Source organism: Salinicola sp. 4072 (assembly GCF_036663415.1).
GTDB classification, from domain to species: Bacteria; Pseudomonadota; Gammaproteobacteria; order Pseudomonadales; family Halomonadaceae; genus Salinicola; species Salinicola salarius_A.
On record NZ_JAXOVV010000003.1, the window covers coordinates 1 to 26484 of the forward strand.

Below are 26484 nucleotides of genomic sequence, written 5' to 3' on the forward strand. Positions count from 1 at the left end.
TGGTGGCCAGTCGGTCGGCCATCAGCTTGACCAGCAGCATCAGCACGTCGATGGCAGCACGCAAGGAAGGCGAGACCGTGTGGTCTTCCTTGAGCTGCTGCCGGACCCGTTCCAGGGCCTCGTCGACATCGCCTCTGCGGCCGTCGTCAATCTGGCAGCCGGTTCGCTCGCCATGGCGCAGGACGGGCCCATCACCATTGGCGTCCAGGTACCGACCACTGGCTCCGAAGCCACCTACGGCAAGGACATGTACAACGCCATGATGCTGGCCGCCGACGAGATCAACGCCGACGGTGGGCTGCTGAATGGACGCCAGATCGAACTGGTCACCGGAGACACGGCCTGCGACCCGCAGCAGTCGGTCAACGCCGCCAGTCGTCTGGCCTCGCAGGAGGTCGTCGGTGTGGTGGGCGGCTACTGTTCCGGTGCGACCCAGCCGACGCTCAAGACCTACGGTGATGCCAACATCCCGTTCGTGATCGTGGCAGCCAACTCAACCCAACTGATCCCGGCCAACCCCGGCAACGCGGTAATGATCAACTCCACTGGTGACGACCAGGCCAAGACCGCGCTCGAGTTCTTCGAAGGCAAGGACATCGAGAAACTGGCGATCGTCAATCAGGGGGATGCCTATTCCCAGGATCTGGCCAATCTGACCCGGGACGCCTGGACCGGTGCCGGTCACACCGTCTCGGCCTTCGAATACGTCAACAAGGGGGAGCAGGACTTCTCCGCGCTGGTCAACAAGATCCGTGGCTCCGGTGCCGAAGCGGTTTTCTGGACAGCCTACTACGCCGATGGCGGTCTGCTGATTCGTCAGCTGCGTCAGCGTGGCTTCCAGGGCACCATCGCCGTGGGTGACGGATCCAACTCACCGGAACTGTTCAATATCGCCGGTCAGGCTGCCGAGGGCGTATTCGCATTCTCCAACCCGACAGCCGACTTCCTGCCGGCCGCCAAGCAGTTCACCAGCGATTACCAGTCCCGGTTCGGCAATGCGCCGGGGCCGTATGCGCCGCTCGCCTATGATGGCATGCAGCTGATGGCCTGGGCGATCGACAAGGCCGGCTCCACCGATGGCGACGCCATCATCAAGGCGCTGAACAGCGCCGACGGGCAGGAGTGGCTGGCCGGTCCGATCTCCTTCACGCCTCAGCACACGCTGGCACGCAGCAACTTCGTGGTGCTCGAGGGCCAGGGCGGCAAGTGGACTCGCTACGAGGAATGACGACTCGCTCTTCGGTTCGAGCCTCGGCTCGGACCGAAGGTGCCGTCACGCGTCGCGGGGCGTGAAACCCGCGACGCGCTCGCTCTCCTCATCCGCTTTCCGCTGCCCAGAGACATACGCCCATGACCTGGTACGATTCTTTTCTGCAGCAGCTCGTCGACGGGCTGGTGCTGGGCTCTTTCTATGCCCTGGTGGCGCTCGGTTACACCATGGTGTTCGGGGTCATCAAACTGCTCAACTTCGCCCATGGCGATCTCTACATGACGGGCGCCTTCGCAGGCTTCGGTGGCCTCTCCCTGGTTTCCGGATTCCTCGGCGCCGGCTGGCTTGGCATCTTCGTTGCGATGCTGCTGGCCATGCTCGCCGTCGGCTGCCTGGGGGTGGTGATCGAACGGGTGGCGTACCACCCGATGCTCGGCGCGCCTCGGCTGTCTATCCTGATCACGGCGCTGGCGGTATCGCTGGTGCTGCAGAACGCAGCGCTGGCGCTGACCGGCGGCCAGTACACCGCGTTTCGCACCGATCTCGGGTTCGGCGGCTTCAATCTCGGTAATCTCTTTCTCTCCCACAACCAGATCGTGCTGGTGGCGACCGCAGCGGTATTGATGATCGCGCTCGAGCTGTTCGTCTCCAGGACGCTTTACGGCCGAGCCATGCGGGCGGTCTCCATCGACAAGGACATGTGCCGGATGATGGGGATCAACGTCTCCGCCGTCATCGCGGTGACCTTCTTCATCGGCTCGGGGCTGGCGGCAGCCGCAGGCACCATGGCCGGCGCCTATTACGGCAGCATCTGGTACTTCATGGGCTTTCTGATCGGGCTCAAGGCATTCACAGCCGCGGTGATCGGCGGGATCGGCAGCATCACCGGCGCCATGCTGGGCGGTCTGATCCTGGGGTTGCTGGAGTCCTTCGGAACGCACATTCCGTTCATCGGCAGCGAGTGGAAGGACGTCTTCACCTTCTCGATCCTGATTCTGGTGCTGGTGTTCAAACCCACCGGCCTGCTGGGCAAATCCGAAGTGGAGAGGATGTGACATGGACAGACATTCGCCCCCCACGAGGCCCGATACCCACGAGCCTAGGCCACGCAATCCGCTCCAGCGTCTTTACGCGGCGTTCGAATCGCCAGGCCGGAGACGAGCGCTTCATCTCGCCATCATTGCGATCCTGATCATCACACCCTGGATCTCGAGTCAGTACACCACGGTGATCCTGACCAACGCGCTGCTCTACGTGGTGCTGTGCCTGGGGCTCAATATCGTGGTCGGCTACGCCGGTCTGCTCGATCTCGGCTACGCCGCCTTCTTCGCCGTCGGTGCCTATACCATCGGCATTCTGACGCAGCAGTTCGGCGTCAATTTCTGGGCGGCGATCCCCTTCGCGCTGATGGCGGCGGCGCTGGCCGGCGTCATCATCGGCGGGCCGACGTTACGCCTGCGCAGCGACTATCTCGCGATCGTGACGCTGGGTTTCGGCGAAATCGTGCGCTTCACCGCACGAAACCTCGAAATCACCGGTGGCGCCAGCGGCCTCTCGCATATCCCGGAACCGTCACTGTTCGGTTGGCACATCGATAGCTCGATCGACTTCTACTACGTCTTCGTGGTGTTGGCGGTGCTGGCCTATATTGCCAGCCAGCGGCTGTTCGATTCGCGTCTCGGCAGGGCCTGGCTCTATGTCCGCCATGATGAAGATGCCGCCGAAGCGATGGGGATCAACCGGGTCGCAACCAAGCTGGCGGCGTACGTGATCGGCGCCATCTTCGGGGCGATCGGCGGCATCTTCTTCTCGGTAAATCTGGGCGCCATCTCGCCGGAAAGCTTCAGCTTCCAGCAGTCCGTGCTGATTCTGCTGGCCGTTGTGCTGGGCGGCATGGGCAAGATACCCGGCGTCATTCTGGGCGCGTTCATCGTGGTGCTAGGCCCCGAGTTGCTGCGCGACTTCGGCACCTTGCGACTGCTGATATTCGCCGTGCTGCTGCTGCTGATCATGCTGTTTCGGCCGAGTGGTATCTGGCCCGAGAAACGATCCTAGGGGGAAGCGATGCTGCTGCAACTGAAACAGGTGTCGCTGAGCTTTGCCGGCAACACCGTCCTGCACGACGTCGATTTCGGCGTTGAACCGGGACGCATTCATAGCCTGATCGGCCCCAACGGGGCCGGCAAGACATCGATGTTCAACGTGATTACCGGGTTCTATCGCCCCCAGCAGGGGGAGATCACTCTCGATGGCGAGTCCATCGTCAAGCGCAAGCCGCACGCTGTGACGCGTCTGGGCATCGCTCGGACCTTCCAGAACGTCCGGCTGTTCCGGGAAATGTCGGTGCTGGAGAACGTCATGGCCGGCCAGCACTGCCGGACGCGATCGGGTGCCCTCGCCGCCGTCCTTCGGCTACCGAGTCAGCGCGCCGAAGAGCGCCAAATTCTCGAAACCAGCCTCGAGTGCCTCGATTTCGTCGGCCTGCTGGGGCATCAGGACCGGCTGGCCACCAACCTTGCCTACGGTCATCAGCGGCGTGTCGAAATCGCCCGCGCATTGGCGACCCAGCCCAAGCTGTTGCTGCTCGATGAACCGGCCGCAGGTCTCAACAGCGGCGAGAAGCAGGCGCTGATCGAGTTGATCCGGCGTATCCGTGACGAGCGCGGCGTCGCCGTGCTGTTGATCGAGCATGACATGAGCCTGGTGATGAACGTCTCCGAGCGTATCAGCGTGCTCGACCACGGCAGTCTGATCACCGAAGGCGACCCGCACACCGTGCAGAACGATCCCAAGGTGATCGAGGCCTATCTCGGCCAGGACGATGAGGAGCTGGCACTGTGACGGAAACCCTCAATCAAACCGATAACGATAGGTCGGAAAGCGTCACGCGGCCTGGCAAGGTACGGCTGAGCATCCGCGATGTCGAAGCCTTCTACGGCCAGATCCAGGCGTTGCGTGGGGTATCGCTGGATGTCCATGAAGGGGAAATCGTGACCCTGCTGGGCAGCAACGGGGCCGGCAAGTCGACCACGCTCAAGACCATATCTGGACTGGTGCGGGCCCGGCGCGGCGATGTCCATCTGGAAGGGGAATCGATCGCCACGCTGGCCGCTCACGAGATCGCCCGTCGCGGCGTGGTTCACGTGCCGGAAGGCCGGCGTATCCTGCGCGGGCTGACGGTCAAGGAGAACCTGGAACTGGGTGCCTTCACGGTCAAGGACAACGCGCTGCGGCGACAACGGCTCGAGGAAGTCTATGAGCTGTTCCCGATCCTGCACGAGCGTCGCCATCAGGACGGTTCGCTGCTCTCCGGCGGTCAGCAGCAGATGCTGGCGATGGGGCGTGCCCTGATGCACGGCCCCAGCGTGATGCTGCTCGACGAACCCTCCATGGGGCTGGCGCCGAAGCTCGTTACCGACATCATGCGCATCATCAAGCGCCTGAACGAAGCGGGTACCACCATTCTGCTGGTCGAGCAGAACGCACGGCTCGCGCTGCGGCTGGCGCATTACGCCTACGTGATCGAGAACGGCGAGATTCGCATGCAGGGCGAGGCGGCCAGGCTGCGTGAAGACGAATCGATCGTGAAGGCCTACTTGGGTGTGGGTGAATGACAGGGCGTCGGTGAATGACTCGGTAAATAACGAAGTATCGGAGAATCGTATGCAGACCACTCGCGTGATCCATAGTGTCAGTTGTCATGCCGAGGGAGAAGTGGGGGATGTCATCGTCGGCGGCGTGGCGCCGCCACCCGGCGAGACGCTCTGGGAGCAGTCGCGCTGGATCGCGCGTGACGAAACGCTGCGCAACTTCATGCTCAACGAACCCCGTGGCGGCGTCTTCCGGCACGTCAACCTGCTGGTGCCGCCCAAGGATCCACGGGCGCAGATGGGCTGGATCATCATGGAGCCGGAAGACACGCCACCGATGTCCGGCTCCAACAGTCTCTGTGTCGCGACCGTGCTGCTCGAAACTGGGATCCTGCCGATGCAGGAGCCCGAGACACATCTGGTGCTGGAAGCGCCCGGTGGTCTGATCGAGGCCGTGGCGCGCTGCGAAAATGGTCGGGTGCTAGACGTCACCGTGCGCAATCTGCCGGCGTTCGTCGATCGGCGAGACCTGCGGCTCGAGGTGGAAGGGCTCGGTACGCTGCGTGTCGACACGGCATTCGGCGGCGACAGCTTTGTGATCGTGAATGCCGAGGACCTCGGTTTCAGACTGGAACCGGACGAAGCGCGGGATCTGGTCGAGGCCGGCATTCGGATCACCGATGCCGTCAACGCGCAGTTCGGTTTCCATCACCCCACCAATCCCGACTGGAAGCACGTCTCTTTCTGCCAGATTGCCGCGCCGCTCAGGCGGGAGGGTGATGCCTGGCTTGGCCGCAATACGGTGGCGATCCAGCCGGGCAAGCTCGATCGTTCTCCCACCGGAACCGGCTGCTCGGCGCGCATGGCGCTGCTGCATGCACAGGGCAAACTCAAGCAGGGCGAGACCTTCATCGGTGAATCGATCATCGACTCGCGCTTCTACTGCCGGCTCGATGGCACGACGCGGGTCGGCGACAAGGAAGCGGTGACGCCGCTGATCCGGGGGCGAGCTTTCATCACCGGTACACATCAGCACACCCTCGACCCGCGTGACCCGTGGCCTGCCGGCTACCGTCTCGCCGACACCTGGCCGCGTATCGGTCGTCGATGATAGGCATCAGGCCGCCGGTCGCGATCAGGAGGTGACGGGTTCGGGCTGGCGGTCGGGCTTGATATGCGGGCGCTCGGCCATGATGTGCCCGAGGCGTTCCAGCGCCAGTTCCAGTCGTTCGACCAACCCCACCAGCAACACATGGTGATCCGTCGAGGCATCGCCATGTTTGACTATAGCCTCTTCCAGACGCTCGCCCGCCTCGCGGATCCCCTGCGGCTGGCGGCCGTTGGCACTCTCCTCGAAGCCGGTGGCCAGCGCCTGAAGCAGCTGGCGATGGGCGCGTCGAATGACCGGATGGGGCGCATCATCGAGCCGATCACGCAGGCGTAGCGTAGCGGTGCCCAGATCCAGCCCCGTCAATCCGAGTATGAAAAGGTGGCGCTGATCCTGGGGCAGCATGTCGTCGTGCTGGGCCAGTTGCAGGATACGATCCGCCATATGGCCGATGAAGCGGGTTTCGGCATCGCGTATCGACCGCCGCCGCAGATGATGGATATCCCTGGAGATCGCTCTGATCAAGCGCCGCCGGCGCAGGCGCGTGCCCAGCCCGGGCAGCAGCCGGAAGCCCATCACCACGCAGGTGAGGCCGATGATCACCGCGACCGCGCGATTGGCGAAGCTGTCGAAGGAGAAGTCCATGTCGTTGCCGGGCATGGTCAGCAGGATGTTGAAGATGGTGAAGGCCAGGCAATAACCCATCGTCGCCGGATTGGTCGCCCCCATCAGACCCAGAAACAGCGGCGTGCCGAACAGCAGCGCCAGCATCGGAAAGCCGTTGGCCTGCGACAGCAGTACATGTCCGAACAGGAACGCGCTGGGAATGGCGGCGAGCATGCCCTTGTAGAACATCATGGTGATCGCGACCGGATTGTCTCGGCTGGCAAAGAAGGACGAGAATAGCGTGCCCAGCAACATGGCAATCATGGCGCTGTTCCAGGCCGTGAGAATCCAGAACGTGGCGAGCGTGCCGAAAACGATGCCCGAGCGAATCGCATTGATAGCGGCGGCGAGATGATCGCGGTGCCAGGCCAGAGAAGCGGAGCGCAACTTGTGCGAGCCAGGTGAGGCGATCGCTTCGCGGGCGTTCAGCATGACCATGGCATGGCCGATCGATTCGCGCAGCCCCAAGTGTGCGCGTCGGTCCAACGGTGCCATGCCTTTTTCGTCGCTCTGGTGCACGAGGTGACGCAGCTTCTGAAGTTCCTGACGCCCTTTGACAACGCCCCTGACTTGCTCCGCCTCGCGAAAGCCTTGGGCGACCTGGCGTGCGATCTCGATGCTGCGGGGGGCCAGCTTGTCGGCATGGTCGTGCAGCATCTGATGCAGCGCCTGAAGGTTGGCCAGAAAGCGCAGCGTGCGTCGGGTCAGAACGTGGGTGGCACGGACGCGGCCCGGGCCTTCCGGACCCTCGAAGCGCGCCGACTGGCTATCCGTTTCCAGCGTGGTCAGCGGGCCGAGGCTACCCCGCAGCGCCTTCTGCATGGCGGGAATGTCGTCGCTCGCCTCCAGGCGCAGGGCCGCGTTCTCGAACGCTTCGTTGATGACGCTATCAGCTTGAGTTGAGAGATGCTTGCCGACTCGGGAGGGCCACAGCAACGAGCTGACCAGGGTGGCACAGATCGCGCCCAACCCCAGTTCCGACAGTCGCGCCACGGCGATGTCGAAGATCCCGCCGGGCGTGCTGCCGTTGGAGATCACCACGATCAGCATGGCGGTGACGGCTGCCATCAGACAGCCGTAGGTATAGTTGTTGCGCCACAGCGAGCCGACGTAGGTGCACAGCATGATCCATAGCGTCAGGGTCATCAGCGCGGGCACCCTGGCCTGGGCAAACAGCGACATGATGACGATTCCCGCCACCGCCCCGACGAACGTGCCGCCGAGCTGGCAGATGCCTTTCTCGATTACCATGCCGCTCATCGGGCGGATCTGTAGAAAGGCCGCCGAAATCAACGCCCAGTAAGGGCGGTCGAGGTTGAACCAGAGCGCCAGATAGAGCGCGATCATCATCGCCACGGTGGTCTTGATGGCGAACTTGACCGCCGTGGCGTCGGGCATCAGGTAGGTCTTGACGAGCGGTGGCATGGCGCTCACTGCGTGTCGTCGGCAGCGTTCCCGGCTGGCATTGCGTCAGCCGGTCGCGATTGAGCCTGCTCGGTCGGGCGCCGGTCGGCTGGCTGGGTCGGCTTCGTTGTCGTACTGACGGGGTCGGCAGGAGACTCGGATGGCGGCGTGCCGTCGCCGTGCTGAATCCTGACCGTTGCCGTCATGCCGGCGCTGAGCAGCGTCTCGTCCGGAATGTCGTCCAGGGTGATGCGAACCGGAATGCGCTGTGCCAGTCGCACCCAGTTGAAGGTTGGCTGCACTTGCGGCAACAGCTGGTTGTTGAGGCTGGTATTGGTATCGGCGATCCCCCGGCCGATGCCGGCGACATGTCCATGCAGATGGGTATCGCCATTCATCAGGATGACCTCCGCGGGATCGCCGACATCGATGGAGGACATCTTGGTCTCTTCGAAATAGCCCATGACGTAATAGGAGTTCGACTGCACCAGCGCCATCACCGGCGTGCCTCGACTGACATAGTTGCCGGCCGACAGCTGCAGGTTGAGCACATGGCCGCTGACCGGCGCGACGACGCGGGTACGCTCCAGGTCGATTCTGGCGCTGGCGAGATCGGCCTGAGCCTGCTTCAGATCGGCGGCGGCAACCCGGCTGTTGATCTGGGCGATCTGGCGATCCTCGGCGCTGATCGAGCGGTTGCTCAACTGATTGCGTCGCTGGGCTTCCGTCTGGCGCAGCTTCAACGTGGCCTCGCGATTTTCGACCGTCGCCTGCGCCTGATCCAGTGCCGCCTGATAACGCGCCTTGTCGATCTCGAACAGCGTATCGCCCTTGGCGACGAAGTCGGTGTCGTTGACGTTGAGCGTGCGTACCCAGCCGGAGACGTCCGGCGCAATCGTGATCACTTCCGCGCGCACGCGGGCATCCCGCGTCCAGGGGGTGAAAAGATAGTAGTTCCAAAGCCAGATGCCGGCGGCCACGGCGATCGCGACGACGACGAGGGTCATGAGGATACGTAGCGAATTGCGCATCAAGTACTCTCGAGCAGGACGGAAAACAGAAAGGTAATGCCGGCAGTGAACAGCACGAACAGCGAGACGTCGAACCAGGCTTCATACCACAAGGCGCGCTGCCCGATCACCCAATGCAGCAGCGAGCGAAGGAAGAGGGTAGCGATGAAGCCAAAGAAGGCATAAATCAGCAGTGGACTGAGAAAGATCCCGCCAACGGCAATTTCCTGTAGACCCATATCTTCCCTGTCAGCCGAGTCGTGATTCGACAAGCGATCAATGTTAGCACGCTATTTAAGTCACTGTCAGACACGCGGCGCTGGAGCCGCCGCGTCTTTCCTGCAGTCTAACCGGAAAAGCCGGAATTCGCGTACCTGGCCCGTGTGAAGGAAAGGGCCGTCAGTGGCGCGCAGGGTAGGTATCGAAGGAGCGGGTATTGAAGGGGCGAGTGGGGGCGTTCATTCGGGATGGTAACGGCTCACTTCCAGCCCCGAGCCAACGGGCAACAAGACGCTGCTCATGCCCGGTGTCGCGCGAACGGCGGCGGCGTAGGCGGCCTGCCCCTTGTCTTCACGTCGGGGAATCATGTTGTCGGCAACCACGATGGCACCGGGTGCCAGTTTGCTCCGGAACGCTTCGAAACTGGGCAGGTAGAGATCTTTCCAGTGATCTACCAGCACGAAATCGAAAGGGCCTGCCTCGTCAGCGAGCAACTGCAAGGCATCGCCTACGCGATAGTCGATCCACTTCGCCAGTCCGGCCTGTTCGGCCATGTCCCGCGCATAGGCCGACTTTTCGGCTTCCAGCTCCATGGTAATGACCTGACCACCCGCAGCGCGTGCGGCGTCGGCCAGCCAGATCGTCGAGTATCCCAGCGAGGTGCCCAGCTCGAGGATTTGCGGTGATTCGAGGCTGCGCACCAGCAGGTTGATCAGACGCCCCGATGCGGGGCCGATCGCCATGTGGCGATGTGGGCCGCCTTGCCCGCGCTTTTCCGCCTCGATGCGCTGATGGTAAAGCTCGATGACGCGTCGCATCGCATCGCTCATGTCCATTTCGGGGAATGACATCGTCATTGGGGTGCTCCAGGTGCAGAGAGTGAATGAGGTTCAGCGACCGATGGCCGGGGTTGGCAGCTCCATCGTCTCGCGTTGCCAGGCGGCCGGTATCGATTGGCGCAACTGCTCGATCAGTGCAGTGATCTTCCGGGGCTGGTGGCCATAGGGATAAAGCAGCGTGACCGGTAGCGGCGGCGCCTGCCACTCTTCCAGACACGGCACCAGGGTCCCCGGATGATGGCGCAAGCGGCGCTCGGCCATCCAGTGGGGCATCAGCCCCAACCCCTGGCCACGAGCGATGGCATCGGCATGTAACGCCAGTTGATCGACACGCAGCCGACTGCCGGCCGACGGCAGGTGATAACGGCCCTGGTAGAGATGACTCAGCGTCACGCCGCTTTCGGTATCGCCGAGCAGGTCGACCCAAGCGTGGTTTTTCAGTTCGTGCGGATGGCTAGGCGCGCCCCGATGGCGGAGATACTCGGGATTGGCGTAGATACCGCGCGTGATCCAGCCCAGCACCTCCTGGCGCAGGCCGCATTCCACCACCGCTCCGACCCAAAGGTGAAGGGCGCTGCCGTCCGGTAGCGAAGGGGCCGATCGAAGCGTGCGCACTTCCAGCCTGGCCTTGGGGTGGCGCTCCAGGAAGCGTTCTGCCTGCCTCGCCACGAAACCGCGCGCCAGCGCCGAGTGAACCTTGACGACGACCTCGCCGCTGATTTCCGCCTTCAAGTCGTCCAGCGCCAGATGGCTCTGTTCTGCAATCCGCAACATCTCCCGCGCGTAACCCAGGAAAAGCCCGCCGGCCTCCGTGGGCATCAGACGGTTGGCCTGGCGCCGAAGCAATGGCTGATCCAGCCGGGTTTCCAGATGCGCGATGCGGCGACTCAAGGTCGATTTGGCGACGCCCAGGCGGCGAGCGCTCACCGTCAGGCTGCCGGATTCCATCACATCAGCGAAGGTCGCGAGTTCCTCGAGATCGTACATGAATTTCCTGGCAAGCCTGCCCGGTGGCGGGGCGGATTCGGGCGTGAATGAAAATGGTTATCAGAAACTTTAACGGTTTTATCGCCCCGGTGCGATCTTTCCAGCGGTTGCAAAATACGCAACGTACTGTCGCGAGATTTTAGACAGGCAGTATGAAAGAATCTAAATGATAAATATTCGTATTAAGGTTTTTGGCCGTGCGAGCCGCTTGTTCATTCGGACTCGTCTTATCAAGGGAACCAACAATGACGTTTTCAACGCCATTACGCTTTTCAGCGCTCACACTGGCGGCTGCGGGGGCCGTCGGGTTTGCGAACCATAGCGAGGCCCAGAGCGAGCTGGACCCTATGGTCGTCACGGCCGCGGGCTACGCGCAGCAGGTGACCAGTGCACCCGCTTCGATCAGTGTGATCTCACGCGAACAGCTCGAGCGCCGTCAGTACCGCGATGTGACCGATGCCCTGGTGGACGTGCCCGGCGTCATCGTGACGGGCGGCGGGTCGGGGGACAACGGCGCCGACATCAGCATCCGTGGTATGCCTGCCGAATATACCTTGATCCTGGTCGATGGCATGCCGGTCAGTACACGTGAATCGCGCCCCAACGGTAGCGCCGGGTTCGAGCAGGATTGGCTGCCGCCGCTCTATGCCATCGAGCGCATCGAGGTGATCCGTGGGCCGATGTCGACGCTCTACGGATCGGATGCCATCGGTGGGGTGATCAACGTCATCACGCGTAAAGTCCAGGACGAATGGCATGCCAATCTGCGGTTGGGAGCGACGATCCAGGAAGATCGGGACTCCGGCGATGCTCAGCAGACCGAATTCTATACCACCGGGCCGCTGGTCGATGATTTGCTCGGGCTGCAGGTCTTCGGCCGCTACAGCACTCGGCAGGAAGACGACATCGTCGACGGCTACGAGGACAAGGAGCTGGTCAATGGCACGGCGCGCGTGACGCTGACGCCGACCCAGAACCATGACTTCATGCTGGAAGCCGGTCGCACCAAGCAGCAGCGCGAGATGAACGTCGGGAAGACCGTCGAAGAGGGCGGTGATCCTAGTGAATCCGATAATGAGACAGAGCGCTACTCGCTGCGTCATGAAGGGCGCTGGAGTATCGGCACCTCGACTACCTACGTACAACAGGAAGAGACCGAAAACGAGGAGCGAGACATCACGGTCAAGAATACCGAGGCCAAGTCGCAGGTGGTGATGCCTTTTCGCTCGCATACGCTGAGCGTGGGCGGCAGCTACTCCAAGGAGGAGCTGGAAGATACCACTACCAATAAGATCTCCGAGCTCTCCAAACTGGACATGTACCAGTGGGCGCTGTTCATCGAGGACGAGTACTACCTCACCGATACTTTCTCGGTCACCGCCGGCGTGCGCATGGATGACAACGAAGAGTTCGGCAATCACTTCAGTCCGCGTCTCTACGGTGTCTGGAATCCAGCGCCGCTGTGGACAGTGAAGGGTGGCGTCTCGACGGGCTACAAGGCACCCGGCGTACGCGATCTCTCGCCGGAATGGGGGGCCGTCAGTCGTGGCGGCAATACCTACGGTAACCCGGATCTCGAGCCCGAGACCTCGGTCACCAAGGAGATCGGCCTGCTCTACGGTCGGCCCAGCGGGCTCAATGGCGGGATCACGCTGTTTCGTAACGACTTCGAGGACAAGATCAGCCGGGTTCCCTGTGCGGCCGTGGGCGCCCCCTGTGCGTCGGAGCCCGACAACAGCTATGGCCGTAGCCCCACCACCCGCGTCAATATCGACGAGGCTTATACACAGGGGGTCGAGCTGACGCTGGGAAGTCCGCTGAGCGAGACGTTGTCGGCCAAGGCGAGCTACACCTATACCGATTCCGAACAGGAGTCCGGTGAGGCAGAAGGGGAGCAGCTCACGCAGCTGCCCAGGCATCTGCTGAGCACCACCTTGGACTGGGATCCTGCCGGTCGATTCAGCGGCTGGGGTCGCCTGACATTCCGCGGCGATCAGGAAGAGTATGTGGCGTCGGGGCGTTCCGGCTCCACCGATGCCATTCCCTCCTACACATTGGTCGATACGGGCGGGTCCTGGCGAATCGCCCCGCAAGCCAAATTGCTGTTCGGCGTCTACAACGTCTTCGACAAGCGCATCGATTACGACACCTACAGCCTGGTCGAAGACGGTCGTCGCTACTGGCTCGCTATCGATCTCGAAATATGACGCCGCCTGGAAACTATCCACATAGGATCATCCTCTGGGGCAGCGTAAGACATATCCGGCATCGCAATAGGCCGATGCCGGCTTTCTACTCCATGAACTCGCTAGACAGGAAATCATTCATGCAGATTCGTTCTCACTCTCGTGGCGGCGTGCTGTTTTGCGCTGCGATTGCTCTGGCCGCATTGGCACAGGCTGCCCTGATCCCGCAAGCCCAGGCCCGCACGCTGGATACAGCGTACGGCGATGTCGAAATCGATGGCCAGCCCGAGCGCGTGGTGACGCTGTACGAAGGGGCGCTGGATACCGTCCTGACAGCGGGCGTGACGCCGCTGGGGGCGGTGGCGACTCGCGGCGGCGAGGGCGTGGCGAGCTATCTGGGAGAGGCCGCCGCGGATATAGCCATCGTCGGCACCGCACGCGAGACCAACATCGAGGCGGTCATCGCGCAGCGGCCTGATCTGATCCTGGCCTCGTCGCGCCTGCCCGAGTCGCAGTACCAGCTGCTGTCGCAGATAGCGCCGACGGTGGTGCCCAAAACCGAAGGATTCGAGCCGGAAGCCTGGAAGGCCGAAGCACGTCTCTTCGGCGAAGCGCTGGGCCGCGAGGCGGCGATCGATGACGCCATAGAAGCAATTGAAAATCGTTCTCGATCGCTTGCACAACGCCAGCCCAATGGTGACACTACCGCCACGCTGGCGCGCTGGATGCCCAACGGCCCGCTGGTGATGTCGACCCAGCTGTTCGCGACCGGGCTGCTGGCGGCTAGTGGTTTCGATGTGAAGGACGGCGGTGTGGTCAAGACCGGGCGTCCGCACAGCGATTCGCTGAGTCTCGAGAATCTGTCGAGTATCGACAGCGACTGGCTGTTCCTGGCGACGCTGAACGACGACGGCGAAGCAGCGCTGGAATCCGCCCGCCAGTCGCCGGCCTTCGAGCGCCTCGATGTCGTGCAGCAGGGCCATGTGGTGCCGGTGGACGGCCAGCTCTGGACCAGCGCTTCCGGGCCCATCGCCGCGCAGCGCATTCTCGATGATATCGAGGGCGTGTTGACGCAGTGACTACTGATGCCCTGATCCTGGATTCGATTCCATGCCTCGGATTTCATGACGACCTGCCGTGACTGAAACGATTTCCCGTGAGCGCTCGTCTTTTCGTGAACGATCGTCGCTCCTCAATCTGATGCTCGTCCTGCTGGCCAGCCTCCTGCTGGTCGGCGTGACGAGCCTGCTCCTGGGCGCCGGCGACGTTGGCCCGCTCGACGCCTGGTCGGTTCTGACCGGTGGCGGTAGCGACGAGGCGCGTTTCGTCGTCGAGTCGCTACGCTTGCCGCGCACACTGATCGGCGTGGCCGTCGGCATGGCGCTTGGCGTGGCGGGGTCGCTGATCCAGGCAGTCGCCCGTAATCCGCTGGCCGAGCCAGGGCTTCTCGGTGTCAGCGCGGGCAGTGCCCTGGCGGTGGCGATCGCGCTGGTGCTGGGCGCCAGCGCAGCGACGTTGCGAATCTCCGTGGCGCAGCTGGGGGCGCTGGCCGGATGCCTGTTCGTGCTGACGATGGCGCGCGTCAACGGGGTCGGCAACGATCCGGTCAGGCTGGTGCTGGCCGGGGCGATCCTGTCCGGGCTGCTGGGGGCATTGACCTCACTGCTGCTGCTGGTCGACCAGCGCAGTGCCGACGAAATCCGGTTCTGGGTCATCGGCAGCCTGGCCGGGCGTCGGCTCGAGGACCTTCGCGCTATCCTGCCCAGCCTGCTGTTCGCCGGTGTGCTGATCGTCGCCATCGCCCGGCCGTTGGCGGCGCTCGCGCTCGGCGAACGAGTGGCCGTCGGGCTGGGCCATCATCCCCGCTGGATCCGGCTCCTGTGCGTCATCGCGGTGGCGGTACTGGTCGGCGCGGCCACGGCGGTTGCCGGCCCGATCGCTTTCGTGGGGCTGGTGGTGCCGTTCGTCGCCCGGGCGCTGGCCGGTCCCGACATTCGCCGTACCCTGTGGCTGACGCTACCGCTGGGGCCGATCATGATTCTCAGCGCCGACATTCTGGCGCGACTGTTGGTGGCGCCCTCGGAGATGCCGCTGGGTGTGATTACCGCGCTGGTCGGGGCGCCGGTGCTGATCGCTGTCGTCCGTGCCCACCGATTGCCCGCGCTGTGACGCCTGATGAAGACTCGTACCCTGACACCGCCCGCCTGCCCGATGAATCGTCCTGATGCCGGCGTGACGCCTCCGCCCGGCTCGTGGCGCCTGAGCTGGGCGCTCGGCGAGCGCGACTATTCGATCCTGATCGAGCGTCGCGCCTGCTTCGTCTGCCTCGGCTTGCTGGCTGCGCTGCTGGCCGTTTCGCTTCTGTCGCTATGCCTGGGCACGCTGACGTTGAGCCCGCGGGAGGCGCTGGCCGGCGTCTTCGGTTACGGCGATCCGGTCAGCGCTTTCGTCGTCCAGGAGCTGCGTCTGGTGCGATTGGCCGCGGGTGTCGCGACCGGCGCGGCGTTTTCGCTCTCCGGCTGCCTGATGCAGACGCTGGCCCGCAACCGTCTGGCCACGCCCGGGATCGTCGGCATCGACAACGGCGCCACGGCCTTTGCCGTTGCCTCGGTCGTGGGGCTCGGCACGAGCCTGGCGCCGCCGCCGATGGCGCTGGCGGGGGCCGCCACGGCGACGGCCATCACCTTTGCGCTGGCCAATGACGTCGGGACGCGCGGCTATCGCTTCATCGTGACGGGGATCGGGGTCGGCGCGGTCTTCGGGGCGTTGACGCAACTGCTAATGGCGCGGGTCGCCATCGACACCGCCAACGCCGCCTATCCCTGGACCGTCGGCAGTCTCAACGCCCGCGACGGTGCCGCGCTGGTCTGGCTCTGGTGCGGTCTGGCGATCGGCCTCGTGGTGGCCTGTTATCTCTCCCGGGCGATGCGGATACTGCGCTTTTCGGACGCCGTGGCCCAGGGGCTGGGCTACCGCGTGCGCGCCTGTCGTTACACGGCGCTGGTGGTGTCGGTGGCGCTCGCAGCACTGGCGGTCGCGGTCGCTGGCCCGGTCGGGCTGGTCGGGTTGATCGGCCCGGAAATCGCCCGCCAGCTCTCTTCGCACCGGGGCGTTTCGCTGATCGCCTCGGCGCTCTCCGGGGCGATCGTGATGGTCGCCGCGGATCTGGTCGGGCGGTTACTGCTGGCGCCGATCGAAGTGCCCGTCGGTATCGTGACCGCGATCGTCGGGGCACCGTTTCTTCTGTGGATACTGTTACGTCCTGCACCGAGGTTCCAGTCATGAATTCGTTTGCCGCTATCTCGCCCGATGCGTCACTGTCGAATGCGTCGCCCTCGAACGTGTCGCCGGACGTCGCACCGCCCCTGGCCGCGCGCCAGCTCTCGTTGAGCTACGGGCGGGGCAGCGCGCGGCGCACGGTGATCGATGCGCTCGATCTCGAGCTCCCTGCCGGGCAGGTGACGGCGATCGTCGGCCCCAACGGCTGCGGAAAGTCGACGCTACTGGCGAGCCTGGCGCGTCTGCACGTACCGGATCGGGGCGCGGTGCTGCTAGACGGTCACGATATCCAGCGTCTGCCGGCGCGCGAGATGGCGCAGCGGCTGGCACTGCTGCCGCAGGAAACTCTCGCGCCGGAAGGCCTGACCGTCGCCGAGCTGATCCGCTTCGGACGGCAGCCGCATCAAAGTCTGTTCAAGCAGTGGTCGAGGGACGACCGGCGCGTGGTCGACGAAGCGCTGGCGGCGGCGGATCTGCACGCGCTCGCCGACCGGCCCCTGGATGCCATGTCCGGCGGTCAGCGCCAGCGCGCCTGGATCGCCATGGCGATCGCCCAGCAGACACCGCTGCTGCTGCTCGACGAACCGACTTCCGCGCTCGATCTCGGCCATCAGCTGGAAGTGTTCGAACTGATCCGGGACCTGGCCGCGGCGGGCAAGACGCTGGCGATGGTGGTGCACGATCTGGTCAGCGCGTGCCGCTTTGCCGACTACCTGGTGGCGATGCTGGACGGCAGGATCGTCGCTGCCGGCAGGCCGAGCGACGTGGTGACGACGGCGCTGGTTCGTGATCTCTACGGCGTGGAATGTACCTTGATGCAGGATCCGGCCACCGGCAGCCCGCTCCTGACCAACATCCGCTCGGCTCGCCACTCGCGAGGCTAGGGTGGCGTTGGCTCAGGCGTTGGCGTCTTCGACCAGCACGCGGGAAAACTTGACGATCTCATCGCGGCGATCGGCCCAGCCCAGATGCTGCCAGAAGCGGTGAGCCTCGTGATTGTCCGCCAGGGTATCGAGATGCACCTTCTCGATGCCCGCCGCCAGCAGCGCGGCCAGGCAATGATCGACCATCGCCCGGGCGAGCCCCAGCTGGCGATAATCCGGATCGACCATGACGTGTTGCAGATAGCCGCGGCGGCCGTCGTGGCCTGCCATGGCGCAACCCACGATGCTTTCCCCGCTGGCCGGGCGCGCCACGAAGCTCAATCCTGGATTTCGCTCCAGATAGCGTTGCGTGGCCGCGTAGCCATCGGCGGTTCTGAGCACCACGCCCGGCGTGCGCAGCATCATCGCGGTGAAATCCGCATGATCGTCGAGTGTCATGGGCAGGATATCGGGAAAGGCAGGGTGACTCATGAAACGGGCCTCGGCTTGCGTTGACGGCGAAAACGGATGTTGATGACGGCCAACCCGGCGATGACCATGGCCCCGCCCGCGACCTTGTTGATTCCCAGCGGATCGTCGAGCAGCCAGACGCCGAGAATGACGGCGAACACCGGCATCAGCAGCGTCAATGGCACCACGCGGCTGACCGGATGCTTCTGCAGCAACCGGTACCATAACCCGTAAGCGGCGATCGAGGACATCAAGGCGGTATACACCACCGCGCCCCAGCCGGCCCAACTGGCCTGGTGAAGCGCCAGCCACTGGTCGTCCTCGAAGATCCAGCTGCCCAGCGCGACCAGGGGAATCGCGAACAGCGAGATCCAGCCGGTCATGGTCAGCGGCGCGATGGGTGGGGAGAGCTTGATGATCATGGTCGAGACCGCCCAGAAAAAGGCGCTGGCGAGCAGCAGGGCGGTGGCAGCGGGTGGCGGCAGCGACGGGCCGCCGGCCAGCACCACGACGCCACCGAAGGCGAGGATCAGGCCGACGACCCGGCGGGGCCCCAGCTTCTCCTTGAGGAACATCGCCGCCAGCAGAGTGGCGAACGGAGTACCCATCTGGACCAGAAGCGCACCGGTACCGGCCTCCGATTGCTGGAGTCCGAGAAACAGCAGCGGGAAGTGCAGGCCGCCGAAGGTGACCGCCAGCAGCAGGATCCAGGGGAGTTGTTGGCGCGAGATCCGGGTAAACGGTACGACCAGCACCGCGACCAGCATGAAGCGCAGGACCGTCACCAGCAGCGGCGGCAAATCCTCGACCCCGAGCTTGATCACGATGATGTTGAAGGCCCAGATGGCGATGATGCCGAGACCGATCAGTAAATCCTTGAGGGGCACACGCGGTACTCATCGTTGAAAGACGTTGTCGAAAGGCGTCGTTGGAGACGTTACCGAATGGCGCCGATACCCCATTGTCTCAGCGACTCGGGCGAGAGCAAGGTTATTTTGAGATGTCACGCGGCCGGGCGTGAAACGCCGACAGGTCTCGGCGTGCCATCGCTGGAACCGCGGGCGATGTCCGGTTGCCGGCGGCTAACTCGGCGTCCCGTTATCCGAGGAATGCGCTACCATGCGTCAACGTCTTCCGAAGGATGACGCCCCGATTTCGTCATCATCGCCACCGAGAGCCCGGAACATGTTCAAGGGAATCGCCTTCTGCGTCTGTTTTCTCGTCGTCCAACTGTTCGCGCTGTCCTACATCGACCATCGGGTCGGCCAGGGTGAATCCGCCACGCGTCAGACGGCCACGGCGCAGAACGGCTCGCGCCAGCGCGAGTCCGGGACGGAGGAACAGGCGTGACGATATGGTTTCAGAGTGAGGGGCGCGGCATGCCGCCGGCGGGAGCGGCTGCATGTATTCACTGATTCAGCAGGCGGTCGATACGCTGAGCTACTTCGGGCTGGTGCTGCTGATGTTCGCGGAGAACCTGTTCCCGCCCATTCCCTCCGAACTGATCATGCCGCTGGCGGGTTACCTGTCGAGCCAGGGTAAGCTTTCGCTGATCGGCGCGATCGTGGCGGGCACGGTCGGCTCGGTGCTGGGGGCACTGCCGTTCTACGGCGTCGCTCGCTGGTTCGGCCATGACCGGATGTCCGCTTTCGTCGAGCGCCACGGCCACTGGCTGGCGCTATCGCGGCGGGACCTGGATCGCGCCGATCGCATCTTCAAGCGCCACGGCGACTGGATCATCCTGTTCGGCCGGCTGGTGCCCGGTGTGCGGTCGCTGATTTCGTTGCCGGCCGGGGTCTACGCCATGCCGATCGGGCGCTTTTTGCTGCTCACCGCGTCGGGCAGCGCGATCTGGAGCGCCTTCCTGGCCGTAGCCGGCTATCAGCTGGCCGAGAATTTCCGCGCGCTGGAGGCCTATATCGGCCCGGCGTCGAAGCTGGTGCTGGGGCTGCTGGTGCTGGCCTGGCTCTATCATATCGGTAAGCATTACTGGCGCCGTCGCTACGGGTGAGGCGGCGCCGCAACGGCGAGGAGGAAGGGCATGCTGGCGAGGGTTCGGGCCTGTGGAGTATGGGTGTTGTGCGCGCTCTTCGCGGTACCGGCATGGGCGGAGACGTTGCCGCGCCAGACGGTGATCCTCGACGACGGCCGGCATGAGCATACGCTGCATGTCGAGGTGGCGCGGACGGCATCCGAGCGTGCGCGTGGGCTCATGGAGCGCGAGTCGCTGGCGGAGAACGCGGGCATGCTGTTTCTCTACGACCGCGAGCAGCCGGGCAGCAACGCCTACTGGATGTACAAGACCAGAATCCCGCTGGATATCGCCTTCATCGGCGGTGACGGCGTGATCCGCTCGCTCAGGACGATGCCTCCCTGCCATGCGACCTCATCTCGCGACTGCCCCGTCTATCCGGCAGGCGCGCCGTTTTGGGCTGCGCTCGAGGCCAATGCCGGCTACTTCGACGCCCATGACCTGGCCGTGGGAGATCGAGTCGATCTCTCCTCCTGGCTGGCGCCGTGACGGCATTCGTGTCCGGCATGAGGCATGCCGATCATGAAGGCATTTGAGCCGGGAAGGGCCGCTTTAGGCGACGAAAGCGGGCGATGGATGCGGTGATGGCGCATCATCGGGGGAAACGGACGGCGGACACGTTACCTCGCGGTTTTGCCCGGCTCGAACTCACTATATGATGGCGCGCCGTCAGGGATAAGATATGTTGCAATAGGCAAGTCCACGGGCACGGTGCGATTCGAATCACACCCTGACGCACGCCGGCCAGCCTGTCGTCTTCGCGGTCGGGAAACCGATCAACACAATAAACGGGAAAATCTTCGAGGTATGCGCATGAAACGCCATGCATTAACCGCAGCCGTTCTCTCCTCCGCCCTGATGGGTGCCGCATCGATCTCCACGCCGGCCATGGCTCAGGAGCAGCAGTACATCACCATCGGCACTGGTGGCCAGACCGGCGTTTATTACGTCGTCGGCCAGTCCGTCTGCCGGATGGTCAACCGCAGTGCCGAAGAGAGCGGCATTCGCTGCAACGCACCGTCCACCGGTGGTTCCGTTGCCAACGTCAACGGCATCAAGTCCGGCGAGCTGAACATGGGTGTCGCCCAGTCCGACGTCCAGTACAACGCCTACAACGGCGAAGCGCAGTTCGACCAGCCGATGGAGAACCTGCGTTCGGTCTTCTCGCTGCATGGCGAGCCGCTCACCATCCTGGCGCGCGAAGATGCCAACATCCATTCCGTGCAGGACCTGAAAGGCAAGCGCGTGAACATCGGTAACCCGGGTTCCGGCCAGCGCGCCACCATGGAAGTGCTGATGGACGCGGAAGGCTGGGACACCAGCGTGTTCTCGCTCTCTTCCGAGCTGGGCGCCGCCGAGATGGCTTCCGCGCTGGCGGACAACAACATCGACGCCATGGCGTACGTCGTCGGTCACCCCAACGGCGCGATCCAGGAAGCGACCACCACCGTCGCCTCCAACCTGGTGCCGCTGAACGACGAGGCCGTCAAAGGACTGGTCGAGAAGTTCCCCTACTACAGCATGTCCACCATTCCCGGCGGCATGTACGAGGGTAACCCGGACGACGTCGAGACCTTCGGTGTGCGCGCGACCTTCGTCACGTCTGCCGACGTCGACGACGAAGTCGTCTACCAGACCGTCAAGGCCGTATTCGACAACTTCGACCGCTTCAAGCGTCTGCACCCGGCATTCGCCAACCTGACGCCGGAAGACATGATCAGCCAGGGGCTCTCCGCACCGCTGCATGAAGGCGCCAAGCGCTACTACAAAGAGCAGGGCTGGCTGTAATCGCCCACGGCGTCATTCCTGACGGAATGCGTTAATCTTCGGCGCGGCGGTTGGTTGCAACCGCCGCGCCGTTGGATCGATACCTTGCGACATCGACCGTCGCATCGAGTCAAGCGCGGAACGCGGACGCGAAGCGTAGCGATTCATTCGCGCAGGCGATTACTCAGTGTTTGCTCAGAAGTTGTCTGCAACACGGGCGAGTCTCCGGCTTCCCGCCGTATGGCCGGGTACCGCTCTTCTGAAGGCACCTTCTCAAGTCAGGATCTGCTCATGACGGATAACAAGGCTTCTGGCCCCGATCAGGCCAAGCTGGACGAACTGGCTGCGACCGACACCGGTGGTCGCAAGCTGACCGGAACGCCCAACCGCATCCTGCTGGGTGTGGCGGCGCTGTGGTCGCTGTTTCAGCTCTGGATCGCTTCGCCGCTACCCTTCATCGTCGGGTTCGGTGTCTTCAGCGCCACCGAGGCGCGCTCCATCCATCTGGCGTTCGCCGTTTTCCTCGCCTTCATGGCCTATCCGGCGTTCAAGCGCTCTCCGCGCGAACGCATGCCGATTCTCGACTGGGCCATGGCCCTCGTGGCGGCGTTCTGTGCCTCCTACCTCTACTTTTTCTATGCCCAGCTTTCCCAGCGTCCCGGCGCGCCGATTCTGCAGGACGTGATCGTCGGCGTGGTGGGGATCGTGCTGCTGCTCGAGGCGACACGTCGCGCGCTCGGCCCGCCGCTAATGATCATCGCGCTGATCTTTCTGGTCTACTCGCTGGCCGGACCGTACATGCCGGGCATGCTGGCCCACCGTGGCGTGAGCTTTTCCGGACTGGTCAACCATCAATGGCTGACCACGCAGGGGGTGTTCGGCATCGCGCTGGGGGTCTCCACCAGTTTCGTGTTCCTGTTCGTGCTGTTCGGTGCGCTGCTCGACAAGGCCGGGGCGGGCAACTATTTCATCAAGGTGGCGTTCTCGCTGCTGGGGCACTATCGCGGTGGCCCGGCCAAGGCCGCCGTGGTCTCTTCCGGCCTTACCGGCCTGATTTCCGGTTCCTCGATTGCCAATACGGTCACCACCGGCACCTTTACCATCCCGATGATGAAGCGCGTCGGCTTCAGCGCGACCAAGGCCGGTGCGGTGGAAGTCTCTTCGTCCGTCAACGGTCAGATCATGCCGCCGGTGATGGGCGCGGCAGCGTTCCTGATGGTGGAATACGTCGGTATTCCCTACATCGAGGTGATCAAGCACGCGTTCCTGCCGGCGGTGATCTCCTATATCGCGCTGCTCTACATCGTCCATCTCGAAGCGCTGAAGGCGGGCATGCAGGGCTTGCCCAGCGGTAACCCGCAGCGGCCGTGGCTCAACAAGATTCTCGGCTTCCTGACCGGCCTGGTCGGCATCATGGCGATGGCGTTCGCGGTCTATTACGGCATCGGCTGGCTCAAGCCGGCCTTGGGAGAGGCAGCGCCCTGGGTCATCGCGCTGGGTGTCGGTGCGATCTACATCGCGCTGATGAAGATCGGTTCCCGCTATCCCGAGCTGGAAGTGGACGATCCCTCGCAGGAGATCACTCAACTGCCGCGCACCCGGCCGACCGTCATGGTGGGGCTGCATTACATCCTGCCGGTGGTGGTGCTGGTGTGGTGTCTGATGGTGGAGCGTCTGTCGCCGGGGCTGTCGGCGTTCTGGGCGACCGCCTTCATGATCTTCATCATCCTGACCCAGCGGCCGATCGATGCCTTCTTCCGCGGCAAAAGCGATCTGGCCAACGACATCAAGCGCGGCGGCATGGATCTGTGGGACGGGCTGATCGATGGTGCTCGCAACATGATCGGCATCGGTATCGCCACGGCCACCGCCGGCATCATCGTCGGCGCCGTGGCACAGACCGGCGTCGGCCTGGTGCTGGCGGATCTGGTCGAGACGCTGTCGATGGGCAACCTGCTGCTGATGCTGCTGCTTACCGGCGTGCTCAGTCTGATCCTGGGCATGGGGCTGCCGACGACCGCCAACTACATCGTGGTATCGGCGTTGCTGGCGCCGGTCATCGTCCAGTTGGGGGAACAGAACGGGCTGATCGTGCCGCTGATCGCCGTCCACCTGTTCGTGTTCTACTTCGGCATCATGGCCGACGTGACACCGCCGGTGGGGCTCGCCTCGTTCGCGGCGGCGGCGATCTCCGGCGCCGATCCGATCCGGACCGGCTTCCAGGCGTTCTACTACAGCCTGCGGACGGCGGCGCTGCCGTTTCTATTCATCTTCAACACCGACCTGTTGCTGATCAACGTCGACTGGATCCACGGGATCGTCATCTTCGTCGTGGCGACGGTGGCGATGCTGATTTTCGCGGCCGCCACCCAGGGCTTCATGCTGGTCAGGAGCCGCTGGTACGAAAGCCTGGTGCTGCTGCTGGTCGCCTTCTCGCTGTTCCGTCCGGGCTTCTGGATGGACATGGTCGACGCCCCCTACGAGGAGGTGCCGCCGGCGCAGTTCGAGCAGGCGCTGGGAGAGATCGGACCCAATGAGCACCTGATGACGCGCATCGAGGGTCTCGACGCCTACGGCGCGCCCACCAGCTTCGTGATCCAGGTGCCGGCGACGGAAGGCGACACCGGTGCCGAGCGGCTCTCGAGCCTGGGCCTGCATCTGATGCGGGAAGATGGCAAGACGCTGGTGGACATGACCGACTTCGGTAGCCAGGCGGAAAAGCTGGGCTTCGATTTCGACCAGGAGATCGTCTCGGTGCGTATCCCCACGTCCCAACTGCCGAAAGAGCTGATGTGGATCCCGGCGCTTTTGCTGTTCGGATTGGTGGTGGCGCTCCAGCGACGTCGGCGCGAGCCCAGGGCCAACAAGCCCGAGCGGGTCGCGACGACCTGACGTAGCATCACAGGCGTGGCAACATGACGGTCGTCTCCTCGGAGACGGCCGTTTTTCGTCCCCGCGATGTCTCGCGCCGCCTCCGCCGCGCGATCCCGTCGCGACCCTGAGCGAGATGACCTGAGCGAGGTGAGCGTGAGCTTCCCCGACGCGTCCATCGATTATCGTCGGCATCCGGAATGCTACCGGATCGGCCATGGCGAGCGCGGTGTGTTCCATGTCCAGCCCTACAAGGATGAGCTGCTTCCGCTGTGGGCCATCCGCAACGAGGCCGACGCCAGGCAGGCCGTCGCCGAACTGCACGCGCGCTATTGCGACTATCGCGAACGAGGCGACTTCGTGGGCATGGACATGGCGCGGAAATACCTGCAGATGGGCTATACCCGCGCACGGCGCTATGCGTGCTATCCGGGTGGGCGCAAGAAGGACGCCCAGGGCCGTCTACGCCAGCCGCGCAACGCCGATGCCGAGAAGGCTCGCATCGCCGAGTGCTATCGCGAAAGGCTGGATCGCGTTCGGGCCGACGAGGCCTACCAACAGGCCAAGCGCGAGCATCAGCGTCGTCTGAAATCCAGGCGCTGATCGCCGAATCAAAAGATCAATGTTGTGACAGGAGCCTTTCATGCCAGCGCTTGCTGCCATTCATCGTTATCCGATCAAATCCACGGCCGGCTCGTCGCTACAGCGCGCTCGGGTCGAGGAAGAGGGTCTGGTCGGCGATCGCCGCTTCATGGTGGTCAAGCCCGACGGCACCTTTCTCACGGCGCGTACGCATCCCCAGCTGCAAAGGGTGCGGGCGCAGTTCGATGGCGAGCGTCTGACAGTGACTCACGGCACGCTGCCGCCGGTGGACGTGGCGCGCCAGGAGTTCTCGGGGCAGCCGTTCGATACCCAGGTGTGGGCCGATCCTTTCAGCGCGACCACCACGCATGCCTCTCTCGACGACTGGTTCAGCGAGGCCGCGGGCGAGCCCGCACGGCTGCTGTGGCTGGGGGAGCGATCGCCGCGCTATCGGCAGTCGATCGGGGTGAGGGTCAGCTTCGCCGACGGCTATCCGCTGCTGCTGATCTCCGAGGCCTCGCTGGAGGATCTCAACGCCCGCACCGACGGGACGCATGTGATGGCGCAGTTCCGGCCCAATCTCGTCGCGACCGGCACCGAGCCCTACGCCGAGGATGGCTGGAAACGCATCCGGATAGGCGAGGTGACGTTTCGGGTCGATGCGCCATGCTCTCGCTGTGCCATGGTGACGGTCGACCCTTCCAGGGGCGAAAAGCGGGCCGACAAGGAGCCGCTGAAGACCCTGGCGGGCTATCGCCGAGGCGAGAAGGGCAAGGTCTATTTCGGTCAGAATCTCGTGGCGGAGAATAGCGGTGACATCAGCGTGAACGACCCGATCGAGGTGCTGGAATCGTCGCTGTGACATGAACCGAGCATGAACGTCATCGGCGGGTAACGTTCATGCTCGTCGAGCCCTCTCGGCAGCATGAAAGGGTTCATCTTCACGCAAGGTTGTCGTGCCTTCTGTTACATTAGATTTTATTAAATTTCTGATGTTTCTCGACTTTCTTTTCCCTCCCTGAAGCCGGCTGTCATGCAGAGTTCATGAACACGATCGACGAAGGGCGGAAGGCCAGATTTTACGTTTCTTGACACTCGTCGGCTGTCGACCAAGTCGCGAAAAATCGCGATTTCGTGATCCGCTTCGGACCCGCCGGCATCAACACTCCATCACGTAGCCTTACAAAATTTGCAGCCTGCAAAGCGGTTTTTGCTTGCCCGATCCTGCCTTTCCGCCGTACGACTGGAAGCGAAGTCTGCGCCTTTCGTCTCATGCTCGAGTCGTTAGCCAACGATGACGACGGCCAGGCCGACATCACCGCCGGAAAGTCGAGTTCGGACGCCGAAACGACCGCGTGGAAGCCGAGCTCGTCGATCGTCGCTATCCATATCGCCACTAC

The 26484-nt window shown here is 63.7% G+C and carries 25 protein-coding genes; 18 read left to right on the top strand and 7 right to left on the bottom strand.

The features are described from left to right. Window positions 1–247: 247 nt before the first annotated feature. The 6 genes from R3F72_RS03520 (at window position 248) to R3F72_RS03545 (ending at window position 5911) form a co-directional block, all read left to right on the top strand. The gene (locus R3F72_RS03520; protein WP_442978327.1) at window positions 248–1228 is read left to right on the top strand and encodes a branched-chain amino acid ABC transporter substrate-binding protein; all 981 of its coding nucleotides are present in this window, start codon (window positions 248–250) and stop codon (window positions 1226–1228) included. A gap of 122 nt (window positions 1229–1350) precedes the next feature. Continuing rightward, window positions 1351–2265 carry a branched-chain amino acid ABC transporter permease gene (locus R3F72_RS03525; protein WP_087718314.1) on the top strand — a complete coding sequence of 305 codons (915 nt, stop codon included), beginning with the start codon at window positions 1351–1353 and terminating at the stop codon, window positions 2263–2265. A 1-nt stretch (window position 2266) separates the two neighbouring features. Continuing rightward, complete coding sequence (locus R3F72_RS03530) at window positions 2267–3265, top strand: branched-chain amino acid ABC transporter permease (RefSeq protein ID WP_087718313.1); 999 nt, start codon at window positions 2267–2269, stop codon at window positions 3263–3265. A gap of 9 nt (window positions 3266–3274) precedes the next feature. Further along, entirely contained in the window at window positions 3275–4051 is a 777-nt protein-coding gene (locus R3F72_RS03535) for an ABC transporter ATP-binding protein (protein WP_087718312.1), read from the top strand. Continuing rightward, window positions 4048–4824 (top strand): ABC transporter ATP-binding protein, encoded by a 777-nt coding sequence (locus R3F72_RS03540; RefSeq protein WP_087718311.1) that lies wholly within the window; start codon window positions 4048–4050, stop codon window positions 4822–4824. The genes R3F72_RS03535 and R3F72_RS03540 overlap by 4 nt, the downstream gene beginning before the upstream one ends. 49 nt (window positions 4825–4873) lie before the next feature. Next, window positions 4874–5911, top strand: coding sequence for a trans-3-hydroxy-L-proline dehydratase (locus R3F72_RS03545; RefSeq protein ID WP_087718310.1), 1038 nt, complete (start codon window positions 4874–4876; stop codon window positions 5909–5911). Window positions 5912–5935: 24 nt separating this feature from the next. Here R3F72_RS03545 and R3F72_RS03550 read toward each other — a convergent pair whose 3' ends face one another. The 5 genes from R3F72_RS03550 to R3F72_RS03570 form a co-directional block, all read right to left on the bottom strand. Further along, complete coding sequence (locus R3F72_RS03550; RefSeq protein WP_332778937.1) at window positions 5936–7999, bottom strand: FUSC family protein; 2064 nt, start codon at window positions 7997–7999, stop codon at window positions 5936–5938. 5 nt (window positions 8000–8004) lie between these two features. Further along, a complete protein-coding gene (locus tag R3F72_RS03555) occupies window positions 8005–8985 on the bottom strand; it encodes an HlyD family secretion protein (protein ID WP_332778938.1) in 981 nt (326 codons plus the stop codon). 23 nt (window positions 8986–9008) lie between these two features. Next, window positions 9009–9227, bottom strand: a complete 219-nt coding sequence (locus R3F72_RS03560; RefSeq protein WP_087718307.1) for a DUF1656 domain-containing protein — start codon at window positions 9225–9227, stop codon at window positions 9009–9011. Window positions 9228–9446: 219 nt separating this feature from the next. Continuing rightward, entirely contained in the window at window positions 9447–10064 is a 618-nt protein-coding gene (locus tag R3F72_RS03565) for an O-methyltransferase (RefSeq protein WP_218776953.1), read from the bottom strand. 33 nt (window positions 10065–10097) lie between these two features. After that, a complete protein-coding gene (locus R3F72_RS03570; RefSeq protein WP_332778939.1) occupies window positions 10098–11033 on the bottom strand; it encodes a LysR family transcriptional regulator in 936 nt (311 codons plus the stop codon). Window positions 11034–11278: 245 nt separating this feature from the next. On the opposite strand from R3F72_RS03570, the gene R3F72_RS03575 reads away from it, so the two are divergent. The 5 genes from R3F72_RS03575 (at window position 11279) to R3F72_RS03595 (ending at window position 17382) form a co-directional block, all read left to right on the top strand. Further along, on the top strand, window positions 11279–13240 hold the full coding sequence (locus R3F72_RS03575) for a TonB-dependent receptor domain-containing protein (protein ID WP_332778940.1): 1962 nt from the start codon (window positions 11279–11281) through the stop codon (window positions 13238–13240). A gap of 119 nt (window positions 13241–13359) precedes the next feature. Further along, window positions 13360–14298 carry an ABC transporter substrate-binding protein gene (locus R3F72_RS03580; RefSeq protein ID WP_303855251.1) on the top strand — a complete coding sequence of 313 codons (939 nt, stop codon included), beginning with the start codon at window positions 13360–13362 and terminating at the stop codon, window positions 14296–14298. 121 nt (window positions 14299–14419) lie between these two features. Then, entirely contained in the window at window positions 14420–15388 is a 969-nt protein-coding gene (locus R3F72_RS03585; protein ID WP_087718303.1) for a FecCD family ABC transporter permease, read from the top strand. A 6-nt stretch (window positions 15389–15394) separates the two neighbouring features. Next, on the top strand, window positions 15395–16504 hold the full coding sequence (locus R3F72_RS03590; protein WP_087718302.1) for a FecCD family ABC transporter permease: 1110 nt from the start codon (window positions 15395–15397) through the stop codon (window positions 16502–16504). Beyond that, a complete protein-coding gene (locus R3F72_RS03595; RefSeq protein WP_332778941.1) occupies window positions 16501–17382 on the top strand; it encodes an ABC transporter ATP-binding protein in 882 nt (293 codons plus the stop codon). The genes R3F72_RS03590 and R3F72_RS03595 overlap by 4 nt, the downstream gene beginning before the upstream one ends. A gap of 12 nt (window positions 17383–17394) precedes the next feature. On the opposite strand, the gene R3F72_RS03600 is transcribed toward R3F72_RS03595, so the two are convergent. Together R3F72_RS03600 and R3F72_RS03605 are read right to left on the bottom strand one after the other, a co-directional pair. Next, window positions 17395–17853: a GNAT family N-acetyltransferase gene (locus R3F72_RS03600; RefSeq protein ID WP_218776952.1), complete on the bottom strand. Its 459-nt coding sequence runs from the start codon at window positions 17851–17853 to the stop codon at window positions 17395–17397. Next, window positions 17850–18719, bottom strand: a complete 870-nt coding sequence (locus R3F72_RS03605; protein WP_087718300.1) for a DMT family transporter — start codon at window positions 18717–18719, stop codon at window positions 17850–17852. The genes R3F72_RS03600 and R3F72_RS03605 overlap by 4 nt, the downstream gene beginning before the upstream one ends. A 232-nt stretch (window positions 18720–18951) precedes the next feature. On the opposite strand from R3F72_RS03605, the gene R3F72_RS03610 reads away from it, so the two are divergent. The 7 genes from R3F72_RS03610 to R3F72_RS03640 all read left to right on the top strand — a co-directional run bounded on the left by R3F72_RS03610 (window position 18952) and on the right by R3F72_RS03640 (window position 25946). After that, window positions 18952–19182 carry a hypothetical protein gene (locus R3F72_RS03610; RefSeq protein ID WP_143543249.1) on the top strand — a complete coding sequence of 77 codons (231 nt, stop codon included), beginning with the start codon at window positions 18952–18954 and terminating at the stop codon, window positions 19180–19182. A gap of 52 nt (window positions 19183–19234) precedes the next feature. Beyond that, a complete protein-coding gene (locus tag R3F72_RS03615) occupies window positions 19235–19843 on the top strand; it encodes a DedA family protein (RefSeq protein ID WP_087718299.1) in 609 nt (202 codons plus the stop codon). Window positions 19844–19873: 30 nt separating this feature from the next. Further along, a complete protein-coding gene (locus R3F72_RS03620; protein WP_087718298.1) occupies window positions 19874–20353 on the top strand; it encodes a DUF192 domain-containing protein in 480 nt (159 codons plus the stop codon). A gap of 324 nt (window positions 20354–20677) precedes the next feature. Then, entirely contained in the window at window positions 20678–21652 is a 975-nt protein-coding gene (locus R3F72_RS03625; protein WP_087718340.1) for a TAXI family TRAP transporter solute-binding subunit, read from the top strand. A gap of 270 nt (window positions 21653–21922) precedes the next feature. Next, window positions 21923–24523 carry a TRAP transporter permease gene (locus R3F72_RS03630; RefSeq protein ID WP_332778942.1) on the top strand — a complete coding sequence of 867 codons (2601 nt, stop codon included), beginning with the start codon at window positions 21923–21925 and terminating at the stop codon, window positions 24521–24523. Between the two features lie 135 nt (window positions 24524–24658). Further along, on the top strand, window positions 24659–25105 hold the full coding sequence (locus tag R3F72_RS03635) for a DUF4385 family protein (protein ID WP_332778943.1): 447 nt from the start codon (window positions 24659–24661) through the stop codon (window positions 25103–25105). Window positions 25106–25145: 40 nt separating this feature from the next. Next, entirely contained in the window at window positions 25146–25946 is an 801-nt protein-coding gene (locus R3F72_RS03640) for an MOSC domain-containing protein (RefSeq protein ID WP_332778944.1), read from the top strand. Window positions 25947–26484 lie beyond the last annotated feature (538 nt).